This window comes from Mesorhizobium sp. B2-4-19 (genome assembly GCF_006441315.1).
Classification (GTDB): Bacteria; Pseudomonadota; Alphaproteobacteria; order Rhizobiales; family Rhizobiaceae; genus Mesorhizobium.
In genome coordinates, this window is the sequence record NZ_VFUV01000017.1 from 13545 (window position 1) to 32811 (window position 19267).

Annotated in this window: 5 protein-coding genes; 3 read left to right on the forward strand and 2 right to left on the reverse strand. The window is 65.6% G+C overall.

All coding sequences use genetic code 11. The features are described from left to right. Both FJ546_RS24100 and FJ546_RS24105 read left to right on the forward strand, forming a co-directional pair. Nucleotides 1-1089, forward strand: a complete 1089-nt coding sequence (locus tag FJ546_RS24100) for a Gfo/Idh/MocA family oxidoreductase (RefSeq protein WP_140891608.1) — start codon at nucleotides 1-3, stop codon at nucleotides 1087-1089. A gap of 189 nt (nucleotides 1090-1278) precedes the next feature. Next, nucleotides 1279-2715 (forward strand): amidase, encoded by a 1437-nt coding sequence (locus FJ546_RS24105; RefSeq protein ID WP_140891609.1) that lies wholly within the window; start codon nucleotides 1279-1281, stop codon nucleotides 2713-2715. Nucleotides 2716-2785: 70 nt separating this feature from the next. Here FJ546_RS24105 and FJ546_RS24110 read toward each other — a convergent pair whose 3' ends face one another. Together FJ546_RS24110 and FJ546_RS24115 are read right to left on the reverse strand one after the other, a co-directional pair. Then, the gene (locus FJ546_RS24110) at nucleotides 2786-4042 is read right to left on the reverse strand and encodes a Xaa-Pro peptidase family protein (protein ID WP_140891610.1); all 1257 of its coding nucleotides are present in this window, start codon (nucleotides 4040-4042) and stop codon (nucleotides 2786-2788) included. 149 nt (nucleotides 4043-4191) lie between these two features. Further along, a complete protein-coding gene (locus FJ546_RS24115; RefSeq protein WP_181168064.1) occupies nucleotides 4192-4770 on the reverse strand; it encodes an invasion associated locus B family protein in 579 nt (192 codons plus the stop codon). A gap of 289 nt (nucleotides 4771-5059) precedes the next feature. Between FJ546_RS24115 and FJ546_RS24120 the strand changes: the two genes are divergently transcribed. After that, nucleotides 5060-19099, forward strand: coding sequence for an S-layer family protein (locus tag FJ546_RS24120; RefSeq protein ID WP_181168065.1), 14040 nt, complete (start codon nucleotides 5060-5062; stop codon nucleotides 19097-19099). Nucleotides 19100-19267: the final 168 nt, after the last annotated feature.

The window sequence follows — 19267 nt, forward strand, 5'->3', positions numbered from 1 at the left end:
GTGGCCGACAAGGTAAAAGTGCTGGTGGTGGGTCTCGGCAATATGGGCGCGTCGCACGCCAGCGCCTATCACCGCTCCGAGGGTTTTCAGATCGTCGGCATCATGAGCCGCTCGATCAAGAGCAACAGCAAGATACCGGCGGAATTAGCCGGCTATCCGCTCTACGAGGATTTCGACCAGGCGCTGAAGGAGACGGAGCCGGACGCCGTCTCGATCAACAGCTGGCCGAACACGCATGCCGAATATGCGCTGAAGGCGATCGCGGCCAATTGCCATGTGTTCATGGAAAAGCCGCTCGCCACCAACATCAAGGATGCCGAGAAGGTCGTGGCGGCGGCGCGCGCCAAGAACCGCAAGCTGGTGCTGGGCTACATCCTGCGCGTCCACCCGTCCTGGATCAAATTCATCGAGGTCGGCAAGACGCTGGGCAAGCCGCTGGTGATGCGCCTCAACCTCAACCAGCAGAGCAGCGGCAGCGCCTGGCACTGGCACAAGAACCTGATCGATTCGCTGATCCCGATCGTCGATTGCGGCGTGCACTATGTCGACGTCATGTGCCAGCTGACGGGCGCCAAGCCGGTGCGCGTGCATGGCATCGGCGCAAAATTGTGGGCGGAAGCCGACAAGCAGAATTACGGCCATCTGCATGTCACTTTCGATGACGGCTCGGTCGGCTGGTACGAGGCCGGCTGGGGCCCGATGATGAGCGAGACGGCCTATTTCGTGAAGGACGTGGTCGGTCCGAAGGGCGCCGTGTCGATCGTCGCCGGCCAGGCCGCCAGCGCCGCCTCGGACGCCGAAGTGTCGAACTCGGCCGACATCGACCGTCACACCAAGACCGATGCGCTGAAGATCCATTACGCCCAAGTCGACGGCGACAAGAACTTTTCCAAGCCCGACGAGATCGTCAGCATGGAGGACGAGCCCGGCCACCAGGAGCTGTGCGACCGCGAGCAGGCCTTCTTCCTGCGCGCCATCCGCGAGAACCTCGATCTGGCCGAGCAGATGGACGCGGCGGTCAACAGCCTGCGCATCGTGCTCGCCGCCGAACAGAGCATTGCGCTGGGACGGACGGTCGAGCTGGCCTGACGCAATCCGGCTGCTGGGGCTGGAGGCGGCACCGGCAGCGCAGGAGTTTCATCCTTCTCCCCGTCACCATACGGAGAGAAGGCGCCGGCAGGCGGATGAGTGGCGGCGCTTGCATTTGCAGTTAGCGGGTAGCGACAGCTCGCGCATTGTTAAGCGCGGTGTCGAGGCATGCAAATTTGGGAGAGAGACATGGTCACCGACAGTCTTTTGAAAACCTATGCGGACTCCGATGCGCTCGATCTGGCCCGGCTGGTGCGCGGCGGCCAGGTTTCGCCGGGCGAACTGGTCGAGGCGGCGATCACGCTGGTCGAGCGGCTCAATCCGGCGCTGAACGCGGTGATCCATCGCCTCTACGACATGGCGCGGACGCAGGCGCAGACGGTCGACAGGTCCGCGCCCTTCGCCGGCGTGCCGTTCCTGCTCAAGGAGCTGGCCTCGTCCTGGACCGGCGCGCCGAACACCAATTCCTGCTTCTATCTGAAGGACGTCGTCGCCGACTCCGACACCGAAGTGGTTCGCCGCATGAAGGCGGCGGGGCTGGTGCTGGTCGGCAAGTCGAACGCGCCGGAGAACGGCTGGTCGATCACGACCGAGCCGAAACTCTACGGCGTGACGAAGAATCCGTGGAAGGAAGGCATCACGCCCGGCGGCTCGAGCGGCGGCGCGGCCGCGGCCGTTGCCTCGCGCATGGTGCCGATCGCCGAAGCCAGCGACGGCGCCGGTTCGATCCGCATTCCGGCCTCTTGCTGCGGCATTGTCGGCCTGAAACCGTCGCGCGGCCGCGTCAGCCTCGCGCCGTTCGGCGACTATTGGTACGGCGGCGCCTATTTTCTCTGCTGCTCGCGCACCGTGCGCGACACCGCGGCCTATCTCGATGCCGTCGCCGGCGCGCTGCCGGGCGATCCCTATACGCCGCCGGTTCCCGATGCCTCGTGGCTCAGCCTGTCGGCGCGGGCACCGAAGACGCTGCGCATCGGCTTCACCGTCACGCCGCCCAACGGCACGGCCATCGATCCGGAGGTCAAGGCGGCGGTGCTGGCGACGGTGGCTACGCTCGAACGGCTGGGGCACCATGTCGAGGAGCACCACATGCCGCTCGACGCCAACGGCGTCTGGGCGACCTACACCAACATGACCTGCGTGCAGACGGCGGCGACCTTCGACTATCTTGAAACGGTGACCGGCCGGCCGGTGACGCCGGGCGATGTCGAGGCGGTGACCTGGGCGATCATCGCGCGCGGCCGTGCCACCAGCGGTGTCAGGCACATCTCCGATGTAGAGCAGCTGAGGCAGATCGGCCGCGACATTGTCGGCGATCTCGACGCCTACGACCTCTTCATCACGCCGACGCTGACGCAGCTGCCGCGTCCCTTCGGCTATTACGACATGTCGGAGACGGACATCGACCGCTACAACGCCAAATGGACGGACGCGGTGTTTGCCTTCCCCTTCAACATTTCAGGCCAGCCGGCGATCTCGCTGCCGCTGGGCTGGTCGAGAGGCGGCGTGCCGATCGGCGTGCAACTGGTCGGCCGCTATGGCGACGAGGCGACCGTGCTGGCGGCGTCGGCGCAGCTGGAGCAGGAGATGCCGTGGAGGGATCGGCGGCCGCAGGTGAGCGCTTAGTTAGCCGGCAAGGGTCCGCGGGAAAACCTTTCCGAAGGTGGAGGGGCTCGGCTATTCTTCAGGTTGCAGATTAGAACCCCCGCTGCCCAACCATCTCCAGCCGCCTCGCCAGCCGGTTCATCGGCACCGGCCCTTCCGCCGTGATCAGGAACTGGTCCTCGAGATTGAAGCTGGCGAGGCCGTCGATGTAGAGCGGGATCTCGAACGCCAGCACCATGCCGGCCTCGATGACGACATCGCTGTCGGCCGCAATGAACGGCCATTGTTCGGAGAAGACCGACTGGCCGACGCTGTGACCGAAATGGCCGCGGCGGTAGGAACGCAGGCCTTGCCGCGCCAGGCTCTCGGTGGTGACGCGATGCACATGAGCGAGCGTGTTTCCGGGGATCAGCGCTGCCAGCCCGTCCTCGAAGGCGCGCTCGGCGATGGTGTGCAGCTCGGCCTGGTCGGCGGAAGGCGGCCCGAAGGTGAAATTGCGCGACATGTCGGAGGCGTAGCCGCCGACCGTGCAGACCATGTCGCATTTCAAGGGATCGCCGGCCACGGCCCTGGCGTCGGCGCCCTTGGCGCGGGCGCCCAGCGTCACATATTCCGCAGTGACGACCGGATGCGACAGCCCGGCTGCCGCTTCGGCGACGCCCTTGCGGTAGAGCGCGATGAGATCGGCCTGGCGCATGCCGGCCATCGCGTCCACCTGCAAGCGCTCCAGCCCGGCTTCCGAGAGAAAGATGCCTTGCTGGAGGAGATCGATCTCGCGCTGGGATTTGACGGCCCGCAGCCTGTCAAGCACCGGCGAGCCATCGACCATCGGGCAATGCGGCAGCAGCGCCTGGATGGCCGCGAAATCGGCGGCCGGGACGAAGTCGAGGTCGATGCCGAGCGTTGCGCGCTCCAGTCCGAATTCCTTGAGCAAGGCCTGCAGCTGGCGCACCGAGCCGGCGAGATCGAAAGTGGCGGGGCGGGAGAAATCCGGGGCGCGGCCAAGCGAGGCAAGGCCGGCCTCGATGCGTTCGGCCAGGGCGAGCCCGTTCGTTCCAATCTCGACCGGCGCGGATTCGATCCAGATCGGGTGCGACCGCACGATTGCTTCCGGCGCGGCGAGCCGCAGCGGCGCGGCGTTGAAGTCGGCGACGACAACACCGATCGGCAGGTCTTGTCCGGCCGGGATGATCACGAAGCCGCCGCCGGCACGGCGGAACAGCCCCGCCGGGCCGATCCATGCACCGGTCGCATAGTGGAAGGCCTCGGGCGCGCAGAGCACCAGCGCCCCGATGCCGGCGCCTTCCATCAACTGCGCGGCGCGTTGGCGGTCGACAAAGCCTGTCATGGGTTTCTCCGGATGTCCGAAGCGACAACGGAGCACTGCGGGTGCGGACAATCAAGCGGGTTGCTCGTATTGACGCACCGCATAGCTTGAGCGCGGAGCGGAACCCCCACGAAGGGTAGGATGTCGGCCAATGGTTGCCGGCGAACCCGCTACTTGATCGATTCCAGCTTGGCGATGGCCGTGGTGAAGCCGGCGAGCGAGACCGGGATGGTGACCGGCTTGCGGGTGACCGATTCCATGGAGATGTTCAGATTGGTTCCCGACTTCATCGTCTTGAGCAGTTCCGGCGACAGCGGCGTGGCGGCATAGGCGCCGTTCTGGTCGCTGGTCTGGATGGCGATGACGACCTTTTGCCCCTGGTCGACCTGATAGCTGGCGCCGGACGGCAGGAACAGGCCGTGCGGCAAAGCGAGCAGCATGGCGAAGCTGCCATTGGCGTTGTCGCGGCGCACGGTGACGGTCAGCACGCGCTGCCCGGTCTTGGCCTCGGTGAGGTTCTGCGACACCTGGCATTGAAGCTCGTTGGTCGCCGAGCCGCTGGAGCAGTTCACCGCCCATGCATTGGCGTCGGCCGGCTTGGGTCCGGCCTCCTTGGGTTGCGACTGTTTGGTTTGGGACCCTTTGGCGGCGTCTTCGGCAAGCGCCGGGCCAACAGAGGCCGACAACAGCCACAGGACAGCCAATGCCGCGACGCCCTTTAGATTAGCTTTCACTAAAATACTTGCCATGTTCTTGACGCCCCACAATTTTCCTTGTCCCGGCAGGTATTCTCTCGGAAAAGGCTTGATACAACAAGAGCGACTGCTCCGAAGGCCGAGTCCCGGGTCAAGCAAGCCGGCAAATCTACTGTGGCAATATGGTCACAGGACAGAACTTTGCGGTTCGACAACAACACTCATAACCTTCCGGACTCGCTATACAATAGAATTCGCGTAAGAATTGACACGCGGGACGTGTAGTCCCTGAAGGGACTCGCCAGGGATGGAAACTACCGAGACGTCTCGGCAGGTTGGTGGGATGGTAGCGCGCGGGGAGGCTTTGCGTGTGCGCGCTGGCTATCGCCGTTCGCGCATTGCGAGCCATCTCTGGAAAACGACGGCGCTGACGACGCTGGCGCTTGGCCTTTCGGGCGTGGTTGCCCATGCCGACCCCGACGGGCTCTGGCAGCCGCAGATCCGCGCCATCGTCGGCGCCGACAACAATGGCGGCAACGCCGCGCTCGAAGGCTTCATCCCGATCAAGCAGACGGCCGAGTCGGTGCTGTTCCTCGATGTCCGTGCCAAGCACGATTTCAAGGATGCTTCCGGCCAGGACATCGGCCTCGGCATTCGCCGCATCGTCAATCCCGACCTGATGCTCGGCGGCTACGCCTATATAAACCTCGAGAACTACGACAGCACGCAGTTCGCCGCGGCCACGCTGGGCGTCGAGGCGATCACGCCGAACTTCGACGCGCATGTGAACGTCTTCGTACCGATCAAGGGCGACTCGACCGATCATTCGACCAGCTCGACCCTGTCGATGGTCTCGAACCAGCTGATCGAACGGATATCGGTGCTCGACCACCGCGACTACGCGGCCTGGGGCATCGAAGGCGAGATCGGCGCCCAGGTTCCGGTCAACCTGCCCGACAAGCACTCGCTGCGGCTCGACATTGGCGGCTACCATTTCGAGGACCCGCACGGCGACGACGGCAGCGTCACCGGCGCCAAGGCCGGGTTCGAATACACGATCGGCGATGTCTTCGGCAGCGGCACCGAACTGGTCTTCGCCGGCGAGGTCCGCAACGACAATCGCGACGACACCCAGTTCGCCGGCAGCGTGCGGCTGAACATCCCGTTCAATCCCGGCCACGGTTCGGACAAGACCGCGGCCATCGGCGCCGAACCGGTCTATCCGGTCAGTGAAGGCCTGCGCAAGCGCGTCAACGAGCGCGTGCGCGGCGATATCGGCGTCAGGATCCAGTCGCAGGAGGTCAACGGCGGCTCGACGACGCGCGTCGCCATCAACGCCGCCACCAATGCGGCGTTCGGCAAGTTCTATTTCGCCGATGGCGGGCTGGCCGGCGCCGGCACGCTGACCGACCCGACGACGCTGGACGACGCGGTCACCAAAGCCGGCAGCGGCGGTTTTGTCGTTGCGCTGGGCGGCAATGGCAATCTGACGACTGCCGGCGTGACACTTGCCAATGGCCAGACCGTGATCGGCGGCGGCGAAAGCGTCACCGCGAAACTGTCCGGCGGCGGCACCGCCACCTTCAACCTGGGTGGCAGCGACGGCACGATCCAGGGCACCAATGTCGCCAACAACGTCATCACGCTCGGCACCGGCAACACGCTGAACGGAATCACCATCACCGGCGGCGCCAACGGCATCTTCGGCAACAACGCCACCGGCACGACGCTGACCAATGTCACGGTGACAGGCGCCGGCGGCAACGGCGCCGCATTCACCGGCAATTCGACCAACGTCAAGGCGTCCGGTTTCACCGCGACCGGCAACGGCCTCGACGGCCTGCATATCGAAGACAACGGCACTTACAATTTCACCGGCACGACATTGCTGCAAGGCAATGGCGACGACGGCCTCGATATATCAGGCCAGGGCACCTACATCTTCGCCACCGTCAATGCGCTGAACAACACCGATCGCGGCATAACCGTGCAGGGCACGTCGATCGCCGGCAGCTTCACCACCACCGGAGGCACCGTGTCGGGCAATGGCGGCATGGCCGTCTTCATCGACCCGATCACCACCCATGTGGTGCTGGATTCGATCAGCCAGACCGGCGGCACGTCGGGTGTCGTGCTCGACCATGTCTCGGGCAGCTTCACCGTCAACGGTTCGACGACGATTTCCAACACGACGGGACCGGCGATCGCCATTTCGGATTCGCCGGCGACGATCCGCTTCGGCGATGTCGCCATCTCGGCACCCGGCGGCGACGGCATTTCGTTTGCCGGCGTCAATGCTGCGGTGGTCGCCGGCAACATCGTCATCTCCGGCCTCGGCGTCGGCACCGGCCTCGACTTCTCCGGCAGCCACACGAACTTCACCGCGCGGTCGCTCAACATCACCGGCACCGGTGCGGCCGGCACCATCGGCATCGATCTCGCCGACACCAGCGGCGATGCCTCGATCATCATCACCAATGGCGGTTCCATTTCGGGCGTCGACACCGGCGTGCGCTTCGGCATGGCCGGCTCGCTGGCCCATTCGGCCAATGCCGAATTCAGTTTCGGCGGCGGTTCGATCGCCGGCGTCACCGCTTCGCTCGACGCGCGCGGGCTGAACCAGACGCTTGGTCACTACGCGTTCGGCTCGACCACCTTCAGCGGTCCGCAGCTGTTCGACGTGCAGAATGTGATCTTCGTCGGCGCCACGGCGACCGGCTCGGGCACCGGCTCCTCCCTGCTCGACCTCGCCTCGATCGCCACCGCCGATGCCAACACCGACGGCACGGCGATCTTCGTGCTGGTCAATCGCGGCACGGCCATCGACGACGCCGACGGCTTCTCGCTCAGCGCCGGGCAGACGCTGGCCTCGTTCGGCAACGGGCGGACCTTCTCGCTCGGCGGCATCCCGGTCAACGTGACCGGCGACAATGTCGCGCACACCAGCGCCATCTCGGACGCCGGCGGCGCGGCGACGCTGACCAGTTCGGCCGGCGCCGACACCGTGACGCTGGCCAACGGCACCTCGCTGCTCGACTTCAACGTCTCGAACGCCAATCCGGGCGGCGGCAACGGCATCCACGGCAACAACGTCACCGGCGTGACGATAAGCGGCGTCAATGTCAGCGGAGCGGGCCTGGACGGGCTGCTGTTCGAAGGTGCCAGCAACGTCGCGGCCAACAACGTGACCGCGACCGGCAATGGCGGCGCCGGCCTGCGCATCGACGGCAACGGGACCTATGCCTTCAACGGCACGACAGGGCTTTCGGGCAATGGCGGCGGCCTGGCCATCAACGGCGACGGAAACTACGCGTTCCAGACCCTGAACGCATCCGGCAATTCAAGCCTCGGCGTCAACGTCTCTTCCACCGCCGGCACGTTCACCACCACCGGCGGTACGATCTCCGGCAACGGCGGCGGCGGCGTCGCGCTATTAGGCGCCGATCTCGACGTGACGCTGACCAGCCTGACGCAGGACGGCGGCCTGTTCGGCGCCCTCCTCGCCGGCGTATCGGGAAAATTCGCCATTTCCGGCGCAACGACGGTCAGCAACACCCTGCTGGGCGGCGTAGCGATCGCCGGCGGCACGGCCGATGTCAATTTCGGCGCCGTCGATATTTCGAATGTCACCGCACCTGGCGGCGTCGGCATCGTCGTCCAGGGTTCCGCCGGCGCGGTCACATTCGGCGGGCCGGTCACCCTGGCCCATATCGACAGCCAGGGCATTCTCGCCACAAACAATACCGGCACGCTCACCTTCAGCGGGCCGGTCAGCATGACCGATCCCGGCGACGGCATCTGGCTGGAAGACAACACCGGCGCCATTTCGTTCAGCGGCGCGGTCACCATCGACCAGCCGTTCGGAAGCGGCATCGACGTCGTTGGCAGCAACGGCATCATCAGCTTCGGCGACATCGATATCAGCGGCCTGTGCAACTGCTCCACCGGCCTCGATCTGTCGGGCAGCACCTCGACCTTCACCGCCGCCACGCTCGACATCAGCGGCAGTTCCGGCGGCTCCTCGATCGGCATCGACCTGTCGGGCACCAATGGCGGCTCGGTGACGATCGGCAGCGGCATCATCGCCGGTGTCGACACCGGCGTGCAGATGGGCACCAATGGCGCGGCCGGCACCACCGCCAACACGGTCTTCTCGTTCGGCGCTGCCGGCGGCGCGTCGATCACCGGCGTCACCGCCTCGCTCGACATGCGCGGCCTGCTGCCCGGCAGCGGCAGCTATGCCTTCAACGACACGAACCTGGTCGGACCGCAACTGTTCGACGTCGCCAATGTCGTCTATGTCGGGTCCGCCGACACCGGCACCGGCGACGGCTCGAGCGCCGCCAACCTGATCAATGCGGCCGCGGCCGACGACCTGACCAGCAATGCAAACACGGTCTTCGTGCTGGTCAAGACGGCGGCGGTGCAGACCACCGACACCGATGCCGACGGCTTCACGCTGGCCAACGGCCAGTCGCTGCTTTCCTTCGCCAACGGCGGCACCGTCACTCTGGGCGGGCCGCTCGCCAATGTCACCGGCACGCACGTCGTCACCGGCGCGACGCAGAGCGATCCCACCGGCTTCGGCGGCGCCACGCTCAACAACGGCGCCGGCAACGCCATTGTCCTCGCCAACGGCAACATCGCCTCGAATCTCAGCGTCAGCAGTTCCGCCGTGGCGATCGACGGCGCGGCGTCGATCAACGGCTTCACCAGCACCGGCGTGACGGTCCTGGGCGGCACAATCGGCCTCCTGTTCGACGGCGCCTCGGGCACGATCGCCGTCAACAATCTGACCGTCCAGGCCGCGAGTCAAACCGGCATCGCGCTCGCCAATTCGAACGCGGCCATCGCTTTCACCGGCAACACCAAGATTGCCAACGCCAGCAATGTCGCGCTGTTCGCCAATGATTTCGATGGCTCCGCCAGCTTCGACGATCTCGACATCAGCGGCGTCAACGGCTATGGCATCGCCATCCGGAACGGGTCGAGCGGAACCTTTTCCTTCGGAGCCGGGAGTTCGCTTTCGGGGGCCGGCAATGGCGCCTTTTCCATCATCGGCGCGACGGCCAACGTCACCTATGACGGTACGATCAACCAGGCCGGCGCCGCGAGCGCGGTCGCGATCAACGGCACGACCGGCGGCCTGGTCGCATTCGGCGGCAGCATCACCTCGACCGGAACCGGCGACCTTCTCGCCATCGGAACGGCAACGGCGCCCACCAACGGCACGATCAGCTTCACCGGTCCGCTGACGGCGACCGGCGGCGGCGGCGCGGTGATCGGCGGACTTGGCGCCAACACCACCTTCAGCGCCACCGGAGGGCTGTCGGTCACCAATGCGGCCGGCAGCGGCCTTTCGGTCGCGGGCGTCACCAGCACCGCCAGCGCGGCCTTCGGCGCGGTCACGATCACCGGCGCCGGCGGCAACGGCATCGACATTTCCGGCAATGCCGGCCGGGTGAGCTTCGGCACGACCAATGTGACCATGGGCGCGGCCAGCACGGCCGGCATCAATTTCTCCGGCACCAACAACGATGTCACCTTCGGCACGACCACCGTCAGCGGCCTGGGCGCTGGCGCCAACCAGACCGCCATCGACTTCTCCGGCTCGGCCACGACGGCCGATTTCGGCCTGACGACGATCACCGGAAACGACAATGCGAGCTCGCGCGGCATCGACCTGTCCTCGACAACAGGCAACCGCACGATCAACCTCCTGACCGGGTCGTCGATCTCCGGCGCCGGCATCGGCGTCGACCTGTCGTCCGGCCAGACGACGGCGACCAGCGCCAACGCCAGCTTCACCTTCGGCGACGGCGAATTCGCCGACGCCAACGGCCGCAACTCGACGATCACCGCGGCGGTGGGCAATTTCACCGTCAACACGGTGGGCCTCGCGGCGACGGGCGACTACGATTTCGACGATGTCGCCTTCACCGGCAAAGGCAAATTCGCGGCGGCGCCCGGCGCGCTCACGCTGGTGTCGCAGAACGGCGGCATCATATCAGCCCACACCGCCGGCAACCTCAGCACCGACGTCGACACGATTTCGGTGGCGGCCGCCGACGCCCTGGCCGGCACGCGGACCTTCGCCTTCGTCGGCACGGTCGATCTCACCGCGCTGGGCGGCAGCTTCAGCCTCGATGCCGACCAGTCGATCGCCGGCTTCGGCAACCACAATGCGGTATCGGCGGGCACCGTCCAGCCGGCCAATGTGCATGGCAACCTCGGCAATCTCGGCGGTTCGGCCATTACCGGCGATGCCGGCGTCGTCACCGGCCCCGGCGGTCTGCTGCAGCTGTTCGGCAACAACAGTGTGCGCGACACCACCTTCGACCTGACCGGCGGCGGCGCCGGCAGCTCGGTGTTCTTCATCGACGGTGCGGCGGGCGGCTACAACAATGTCGGCGGCGTCAGCATCGAGGGCGTCACCGTGCGCAATGTCGGCGTCGGCCTGACGGCGTTCGAGGTCACCAACCTCGACAGCAGCCTGTCGATCGGCAACAACAACATCGACGTCGTCGGCACGCTGCTCGACGTCAGCGGCGGCACCGGCACGATCTCCGTCCTGCGCGGCGCCTTGCCGGATCTCGTCACGCCCGGCCCCGGCACCCTGACCGGCGGCGGCATCTCGATCACCGGCCGCACCGGCGGCGCGGTCAATTTCAACGACCAGGTGACGATCGGCGGCAATGGCGTCTCGCTCACCAACAACACCGGCTCCATTGTCAGCTTCGCGGATCTGGATGTTTCCACATCGGGCGCGACAGCCTTCACCGCCACTGGTGGCGGCACGGTCAATACCACGACCGGCACCGTGACAAACACGAACGGCCAGGCGATTGCGCTCGACGGCATCACCGCCAACATCACGCTGGCCGCGACCAGCGCGACATTCAGCTCCGGCAGCGGCATCGACCTGCAGAATCTCGCCGGCACGGCCGACTTCGGCATTGGCTCGCTGGCCAACACCGGCACGGGCACGTCGTTCAATATCGGCTCGGCGACCGCCGCGAGCGGCGGCAACGCCGATATCACCTATGGCGGCACGATCGCCACCAACGGCGCGGGTGCCGCCGTTTCGATCCAGGGCCTGACCGGCGGATCGGTGACGCTGTCGGGCAACCTTACCGACAGCAACGCGGCGGCGGGCGGCAACATCCTCATTGCCGGCAACGATTCGGCCACGATCACCTTCTCGGGCACCACCAAGCGGATCAGCTCGGGCGCGACCGACGGCGTCAACATCGGCTTCCCCGGTGGATACCCGTCCGGCACGCCGAGCCCCAACACGAACTCCGCCATCGCCTTCACCAATGGCGGCCTGGACATAACGACGACAGGCGGCATGGGCTTCGCCGCGCTTGGCGATTTCACTTCAGGCTCCGTCACGGTCACCGGCAGCGGCAACAAGATCAATTCCGGCGCGGACGGGTTGGTGGTGTTCGGCGCCAATGTCGGCGCTGGCGGCATCACCTTCGACAGCGTCGCGGCGGTATCGACAGTCAATGCCGCCGGCGTGTTGCTGCAGGCCGCCGTCCTTACCGGCGACGTCAACATTGGCGGGCTCCGGGATATCGGCTACATCGGCGCTTCACTGGGCGGCCTGAGCGGCACCGGCGTGGTCAATTTCACCGGCACGACCGATCTCGACGTCAGCCACAGAGGCTTCGACATCAGCGGACCGCTAGTCGGCACCATAAACATAGCCAATGCCGCGGGATCCACCCTGGCCATCGATGGCGGCGAGGCCGGCATAGTCACGACCGGCCTGCAGGGCGGGATCATCAACGTCGGCGGCAATGGCGGCATCGCCAAGATCGGGGAGACGACAAGCACCACCGGTTCGGCCATCGCCCTCAACGGCGGCAACGACCTCGTCCACGCTACGGTGAATTACAACGGCTCGATCAAGGTCGACACCGGCAGCGTCTTGCAGGCCGGCGGCGGCGACTGGACCGTGCTCAACATGAGCGGTTCGGTCAACTCGACCACGGCGGCAGCGGCGCTGGGGACAGCGGCCTTCACCTTCAGCGGCAACGCCAACGGCGTCTACACGATTTCGAGCACGATCAATCATACAGGCACGGGCATCGGCGTCCTGTTTGACGGATCGTCCGAGGGAACGGCCACTTTCTCCGGCACGTCGAAGATCTTCAACACCAGCAGCGGCGCCAACGGTGCCATCGTCAAGGCGCCCAGCATCGGGCCGGGCGAAGGCACGGGCACTCTGGCCTTCACCAATGGCGGCCTGGCCATCACCACCTCGAGCGGTACCGGCTTCATGGCCAGCACCTTCGGCGCGGGCACGATCAGCGTCAGCGGCAGCGGCAACACCATCACCACGACGACCGGCACCGGGCTCAACCTCGACGGCGCGACGATCGGCGCCGGCGGCATCGCCTTCGATTCCATCTCGGCCAATGGCGCCGCGACCGGCATTGCGCTGAACAATGTCAGCGGCGGCACGCTCAATCTAGGCGCGGTAGACCTGCAGGGCATCACCTCTCGCGGCATCGACATTTCCGGCACCCTCGGCGCATCGTTGAGCGCTACCAGCATCAATGTCGGCCTCGGCGCCGCGAACGCGGTCGGCTTCGACCTCAACGGCGCATCGCTCGGCACCAGCAACATCACGGCGGGCGATTTCGACGTCGATGGCGGCAGCTTCGCCGGCACGATCGGCATCGACATGGCCGGCACGACCGGCACCGGCATCATCCAGCTCGGCGACACGGTCAATCCCGGCGGCGCCCAGACCTCGACCATCGGCAATGTCGGCTATGGCGTCCAGTTCTCCAGCGCCACCAACGCCAAGCTGGTGTTCGGCGACGGCCAGGGCCCGGCCGAATCGACGATCGCGACCACCGGCGGCCAGGTCATCCATGCCACCGACACCTTGCCGACGGTGGGCGACTACAATTTCAACGATGTCAACTTCACCGGCGACACGTCGAACCTGTCGACGATCCACGTCTACTACGTCGTCGAGGGTGGAACCGGCGATGGCAGCCTCGCCAATCCGGGCAGCTATGCGGGTGCCCAGGCGTCCACCGCCAATGTCGTCGTGCTGATCGACAAGACCACCGGCGGCAGCCAGTCGACGATCGACATGAGCGGCACCACGTTCAACCTCGACGACGGGCAAGTGCTGCTCGCCTTCAAGAGCGGCGACGCCGCCATCGACGTTGCCGATCTCGGCGTCTCTTCCGCCGCCGGCGCGTCGAGCGCGTTCCATTTCACCACGGTGCAGAATTCGACGGTCGTCTCGGCGCCGGCGGGCATCGATACGCTGCGGCCCATCCTGCAGACCAACAACGCCACCTCGGTCATCAACCTGGCGACATCGGGCGCCGGGACGATCACCGGCGGCATCCAGAACCTCATCATCCGCAATACCGGCACCGGCGCCGGCATTTCCGGCAACGCATCGGCCACCTCCAGTTTCTTCGTCAGGGACAACGACATCGCCGCCGGCGGCCGGGCGCTCGATTTCATCACCACCGGCGCGCCGGCCAACACGCTGCTCCTCTCGATCGATGGCAACACGCTGCAGTCGACCGGAGCCGCGCTGGCCGCGTCCTTCGCCGGCCAGAACATCGGCCCGGCAAGCAACTCGATCGCCGTCAGGTCCTTCTCCGGCAATACGGTCACCGGCGGCACCGGAGGCGGCATTGCCTTCAACAACGTTACGTTCGATTCCACTGGAGCCGGCGGCACGGTCAGCGTCGGCACGCTCGATGTCGGCACGACTGGCGCACGCGTCCAGGGCAACGGCCTGGCCTTCACCAACACCAGCGGCACGCTCGATCTCGGCACCTTCACCGTCGCCGGCAATGGCGGCACCGGTCTCCTGGTCGACACGAAGGGCGCGAATACCAATTTCACGCTGAACAGCAGCGGCGGCTCGGTCGACACCACCAACGGCACGGCGGTCAATCTCGACCCATTGACCGTCAACATGACGGTAGGAAGCGTCACGGCCACCGGTGGCGCGAGCGGCATCATCTTCGCCGGCGTCGCCGGCACCTTCACCGTCACCGGTGCCACCACCGTAACCGGCACGTCGGGCACTGGCATCAGCGCCATCAACGCCAACACCGGCACGTTCAATTTCAACACGGTGACAGTGAACAATTTCACCTCGTTGGGTGGCGGCATCGGCTGGGCCAGCGGCACGCTCAATGTCAGCGGCCTCGCCAACATAGACACGACAAGCGGCGCCGGCATTACGCAGAGCGGCGGCACGACCGGCTTCACCGGCGGGCTGACCGTAGACACCACCACCGGCACCGCCCTCACCGGCACCGCCGGCGCGATGACCATCGCCGCCACCGGCGGCGCCGAGACCGTGAATTCCACCGGCGGCCAGGCGATCAGCCTCTCGGGCGTCGCCGCCACCATCGCGCTCGATTCGACCTCGTCGGGCGGCGGCACCAACAATGTCGGCCTGACCAATGTAAGCGGCACGGTCGACCTCGGCTCCGGCGCGCTGAGCGGTGCGGCGGGCGTCGGGTTCCTGCTCGGCGGCGGCGGCGCGACCGTCAGCTATGGCGGCACGATCACCAAGGCCACCGCCGGCAATATCGTCGACATCTCCAGCGTCGCCGGCGGCACGGTCACGCTGTCGGGCAACCTCAGCGCCACCGGCGGCTTCGACAACGGCATCAATGTCCACACCAACACCGGCGGCACGTTCAATTTCAACGGGGCCATGACGCTCTCCACCGGCGCCAACAGGGCAGTCGGCCTGGTGGCCAACACCGGCGCCACCGTCAATTTCGCCGGTGGATTGGCGATCACCACTACGTCCGGCACCGGCTTCAGCGGTACCGCCGGCGGCACGGTCTCGGTCACCGGCGCGGGCAACACGATTTCCACCGGCAGCGGCACCGCGTTCGGCCTCGACGGCATGACCGTCGGCACCGGCGGCATCAATTTCAGCTCCGTTTCAGCCAATGGCGCGTCAGTCGGCATGGTGCTGCACAACGTCGCCCCGTCCGGCGGCGGCGCCATCGCGCTTGGCACGGTCAATTTGCAAGGCATCACCACGCGCGGCGTCGATGTTTCCGGCACGCTTGGCGCCGCGCTGTCCTTCAACGATCTCGATATCGGCCTGAACAGCACAACGGGCACCGCCTTCGACCTCAATGGCGCGACGATCAACGCGGCGATCACGGCCAACGACTTCGACGTCACCAACGCAGCCGCCGCCGGCACATCGGTCGGCGTCGACCTGCGCGGCGCTACCGGCGGCCAGACGGTACGGCTTGGTGACGCCGTAGCCGGCGGCGCCAGCTCCAGCATTGCCGGCGTCAACACCGGCGTCTACCTGAGCTCGACGACGGACCTTGCCTTCATCTATGGCGACGGCGAATCGGCGGCCGACCAGCTTTCGACCATCAGCGCCAATGTCGGCATCGACGCCTCCAGCGCGCCGATCGCCGGCACCTACAACGTCCGGGACGTCAACTTCCAGTCGAGCCCCGGCCTCGGCTTCGGCCTCGGCAAAGTCTATTTCGTCGGCGCGACGTCGACCGGCGACGGCAGTGGCCGTGACCAGAGCAACCTGGCGACGCTGGCCGACGCCGAATTCAACGCTGTCGCAAGCGACGTCATCGTCTTGGTCAACGATCAAGGCGTCATCACCGCGCAGAGCACCAATGGCGACGACACGCTGGTGCTGCAGGCCAACGAGCAGGTACGCGGCTTCGACAACGGCAACATCAATCTGGCGCTGACGGTGCCGTCGACCATCCAGCTCGCCAGCAACACCGTCTCGATCGCCGACCAGACACCCGGCGGCACCACCACGCTGACGACGACCGACGGCAGCACCGCCATCACGCTCGGCGCCAGTGGCAACATCATCGACGGCTTTACCATCAACGGTAACGATGGCCTCGGCGCTGCCAATGCCGCGATCGGCATCAGCGGCGCGACATCGGGCGCCACGATCAGAAACATGACGATCAGGAACGTCACTGCCACCGATATCGACTTCGGCGCCGGCGCCACCGGCACGACGACGCTGACCAATCTCTCGCTCTTCTCAACAGGGGCGGCCGGGATGGGCATCAAGTTCGGCGCTGCCTCTGGAACGGTCACCGCCAGCAATGTCGACTTCTCGGGGGGCGGCGGTATGTCCGTCGGCGGCGGCGATGCGGCGTTCAGCTTCGATAACTTGAGCTCGATCGCCAACCTCGCCGGCACCGCCGTCAGCATCACCAACCGCTCCGGCGGCAGCTTCGGTTTTGCCGGCACGGTCACGTCCACCATTGGTGGCAGCGGTATCGCCATCTCCGGCGCGACCGGAGTAAACACGGTGAGCTTCACCGGCGCAGTCAATTACAACGCCGCCGGCACCGCCGTGTCGATCAACAATGGGGGCCTGGCCTCGACCATCAGCTTCGCCAACCTCGCCATCACGACGAGTGGCGCCAACACGGCCTTCACCGCGACCAATGGCGGCACGGTCAATGTCACCACCGGTTCGATCAGCGCGACTGCCGCCCAGGCGGTCAACCTCAATGGCATCGCCGCCGGCATCAATTTCACCTCGACCACCTCGGGTGGCGGCACCAGCAATGTCAGCCTGACCAATGTCACTGGCACTGTGGGCCTGGGCTCCGGCGCGCTGAGCGGCGCCTCTGGCACGGCATTCAATGTCAGCGGCGGCACGGCGGCCATCACCTATAGCGGTTCGATCGCCAAGACGAGCGCCGGCAACGTTGTCGCCATTTCGGGCCGTACCGGCGGTACGGCGACCTTCAGCGGCACGGTTTCGGCGACCGGCTCGAGCGGCGGCATAGCGCTATCCAGCAACACCGGCTCGACCATCAACTTCACCAACACCCTGACGCTGACCGGCACCAACGTCGCCGGCTTCAGCGCCACGGGCGGCGGCACGGTCAGCGCTACCGGCACGGGCAGCGTCATCAATTCAGGCACCGCGACCGCGCTCAACGTCGCCAACACCACGATCGGTGCCTCGGGCCTGGCGTTCCGGAGCATCTCTTCCAACGGCGCCGTCAACGGCATCGTGCTCAACAACACCGGCGCCAGCGGCGGCCTGACGGTCATCGGCGACGGCGGCGGTGCGAACAATGGTTCGGGCGGCACGATCCAGAATTCTACCGGCGACGGCATCAGCCTGGCGTCGACCCAGGATGTCCGTCTCGCCTACATGAACCTCACCAACAATCTGGGCGACGGCATCGGCGGCTCGGGCATCAATGGGTTCGTGCTGAACCGGCTTAACATCTCCGGCAATGGCAATGATGCGGCGACGGACGAGTCCGGCATCAACATAACGCAATTGACCGGCACGGCCTCGAACGGCGCGCATGCGACGTCGATCAGCAATTCGGTGATCAGCAACAACAACGAGTTCGAAATTCAGATCTCGAATTCGTCTGGAACGTTGACCAACCTGCAGTTCACCAACAACACGATCTCCAGCGATGGCCAGCCGATCAACGGCAATGCCAGTTCACCCCATGGCAACCTTGTCAACTTCCTTGGCACGGGGACGTCCACGATGGGGATCACGGTCACGGGCGGCAGCTTCACCGGAGATTGGAATGCCGCCTCTCCGCCTGCGACGATCACCGGCACAGGTCTGTTCGCCAATTCCGGCGGCACCAGCATGACGGTGAACGTGTCGGGAGCGACATTCACCAACAACAATGCCGGCATCGACGTGTCGACCGACCCGGCTGCGACCTCGCTTACCTTCGACATCGAGAACAATACGTTCATTGGGCAGCGGTCGACGGCCATCAACCATTTCGACAATGGCAACGGGCCCTTCAACAGAACGGTCAACGGAACGATCAAGAACAACATCATCGGCAACAATGCGGTCACCAATTCCGGCTCGGCCCTCGGCAACGGCATCAGCATCCAGAACGAAGGCGCCATTAACGGCAAGTATCTGATCGACGGCAATCAGATCTATCAGATCGCGACTGCCCCCGGCATCAGCGTCAATGTCGGCCTTGGTGGTCAAGCCACCGGCGGCGGCGAGACCGACGTTACCATCATCAACAATACGTTCGACCATATCAACGGCAGCCGGGCGATCACCATCCAGGACAACCAGGATCCAGGCTTCGGACCATTCCCGACCATCTGGGCCAATGTTCAGGGTAATTCGTTTGCGAACGTGGCAGGGCAGGCCGGCAATGGCCAGTTCATGCGCATTAGACAGCTTGCCGGTACGGTGAGGGTGACACAGGATTCGCCGACTGCCGGCAACACCGCCACGGAATTGGACAATGCCAACGGCTCAACCGACCCGACCAAGTTCAGCATCTCTGGAACGGTGACATTCTCGGCCGGTACCGCGCCATTGCCAACGACCAATCCTTTGCCTTGAATCGAGGCCGAATCTCTATCGAAATCGGGTACAGTAGAGCAAGCTAAAAATCGGCTTGCAAAGTAGTAAAATCGGTTGTTCTATAAGCGTAAGAGGCGAGTTGTTTCTAACAAGCAGAAAAATTTAAGCACTGACATGCCGCGCCGCAAGACTATCTTGCGATATGGC

Coding starts and splice junctions, on each gene's coding strand:
- FJ546_RS24110 (WP_140891610.1), bottom strand. CDS start 4,042: ATGACAGGCTTTGTCGACCGCCAACGCGCCGCGCAGTTGATGGAAGGC.
- FJ546_RS24115 (WP_181168064.1), bottom strand. CDS start 4,770: ATGGCAAGTATTTTAGTGAAAGCTAATCTAAAGGGCGTCGCGGCATTG.
- FJ546_RS24120 (WP_181168065.1), top strand. CDS start 5,060: ATGGTAGCGCGCGGGGAGGCTTTGCGTGTGCGCGCTGGCTATCGCCGT.
- FJ546_RS24105 (WP_140891609.1), top strand. CDS start 1,279: ATGGTCACCGACAGTCTTTTGAAAACCTATGCGGACTCCGATGCGCTC.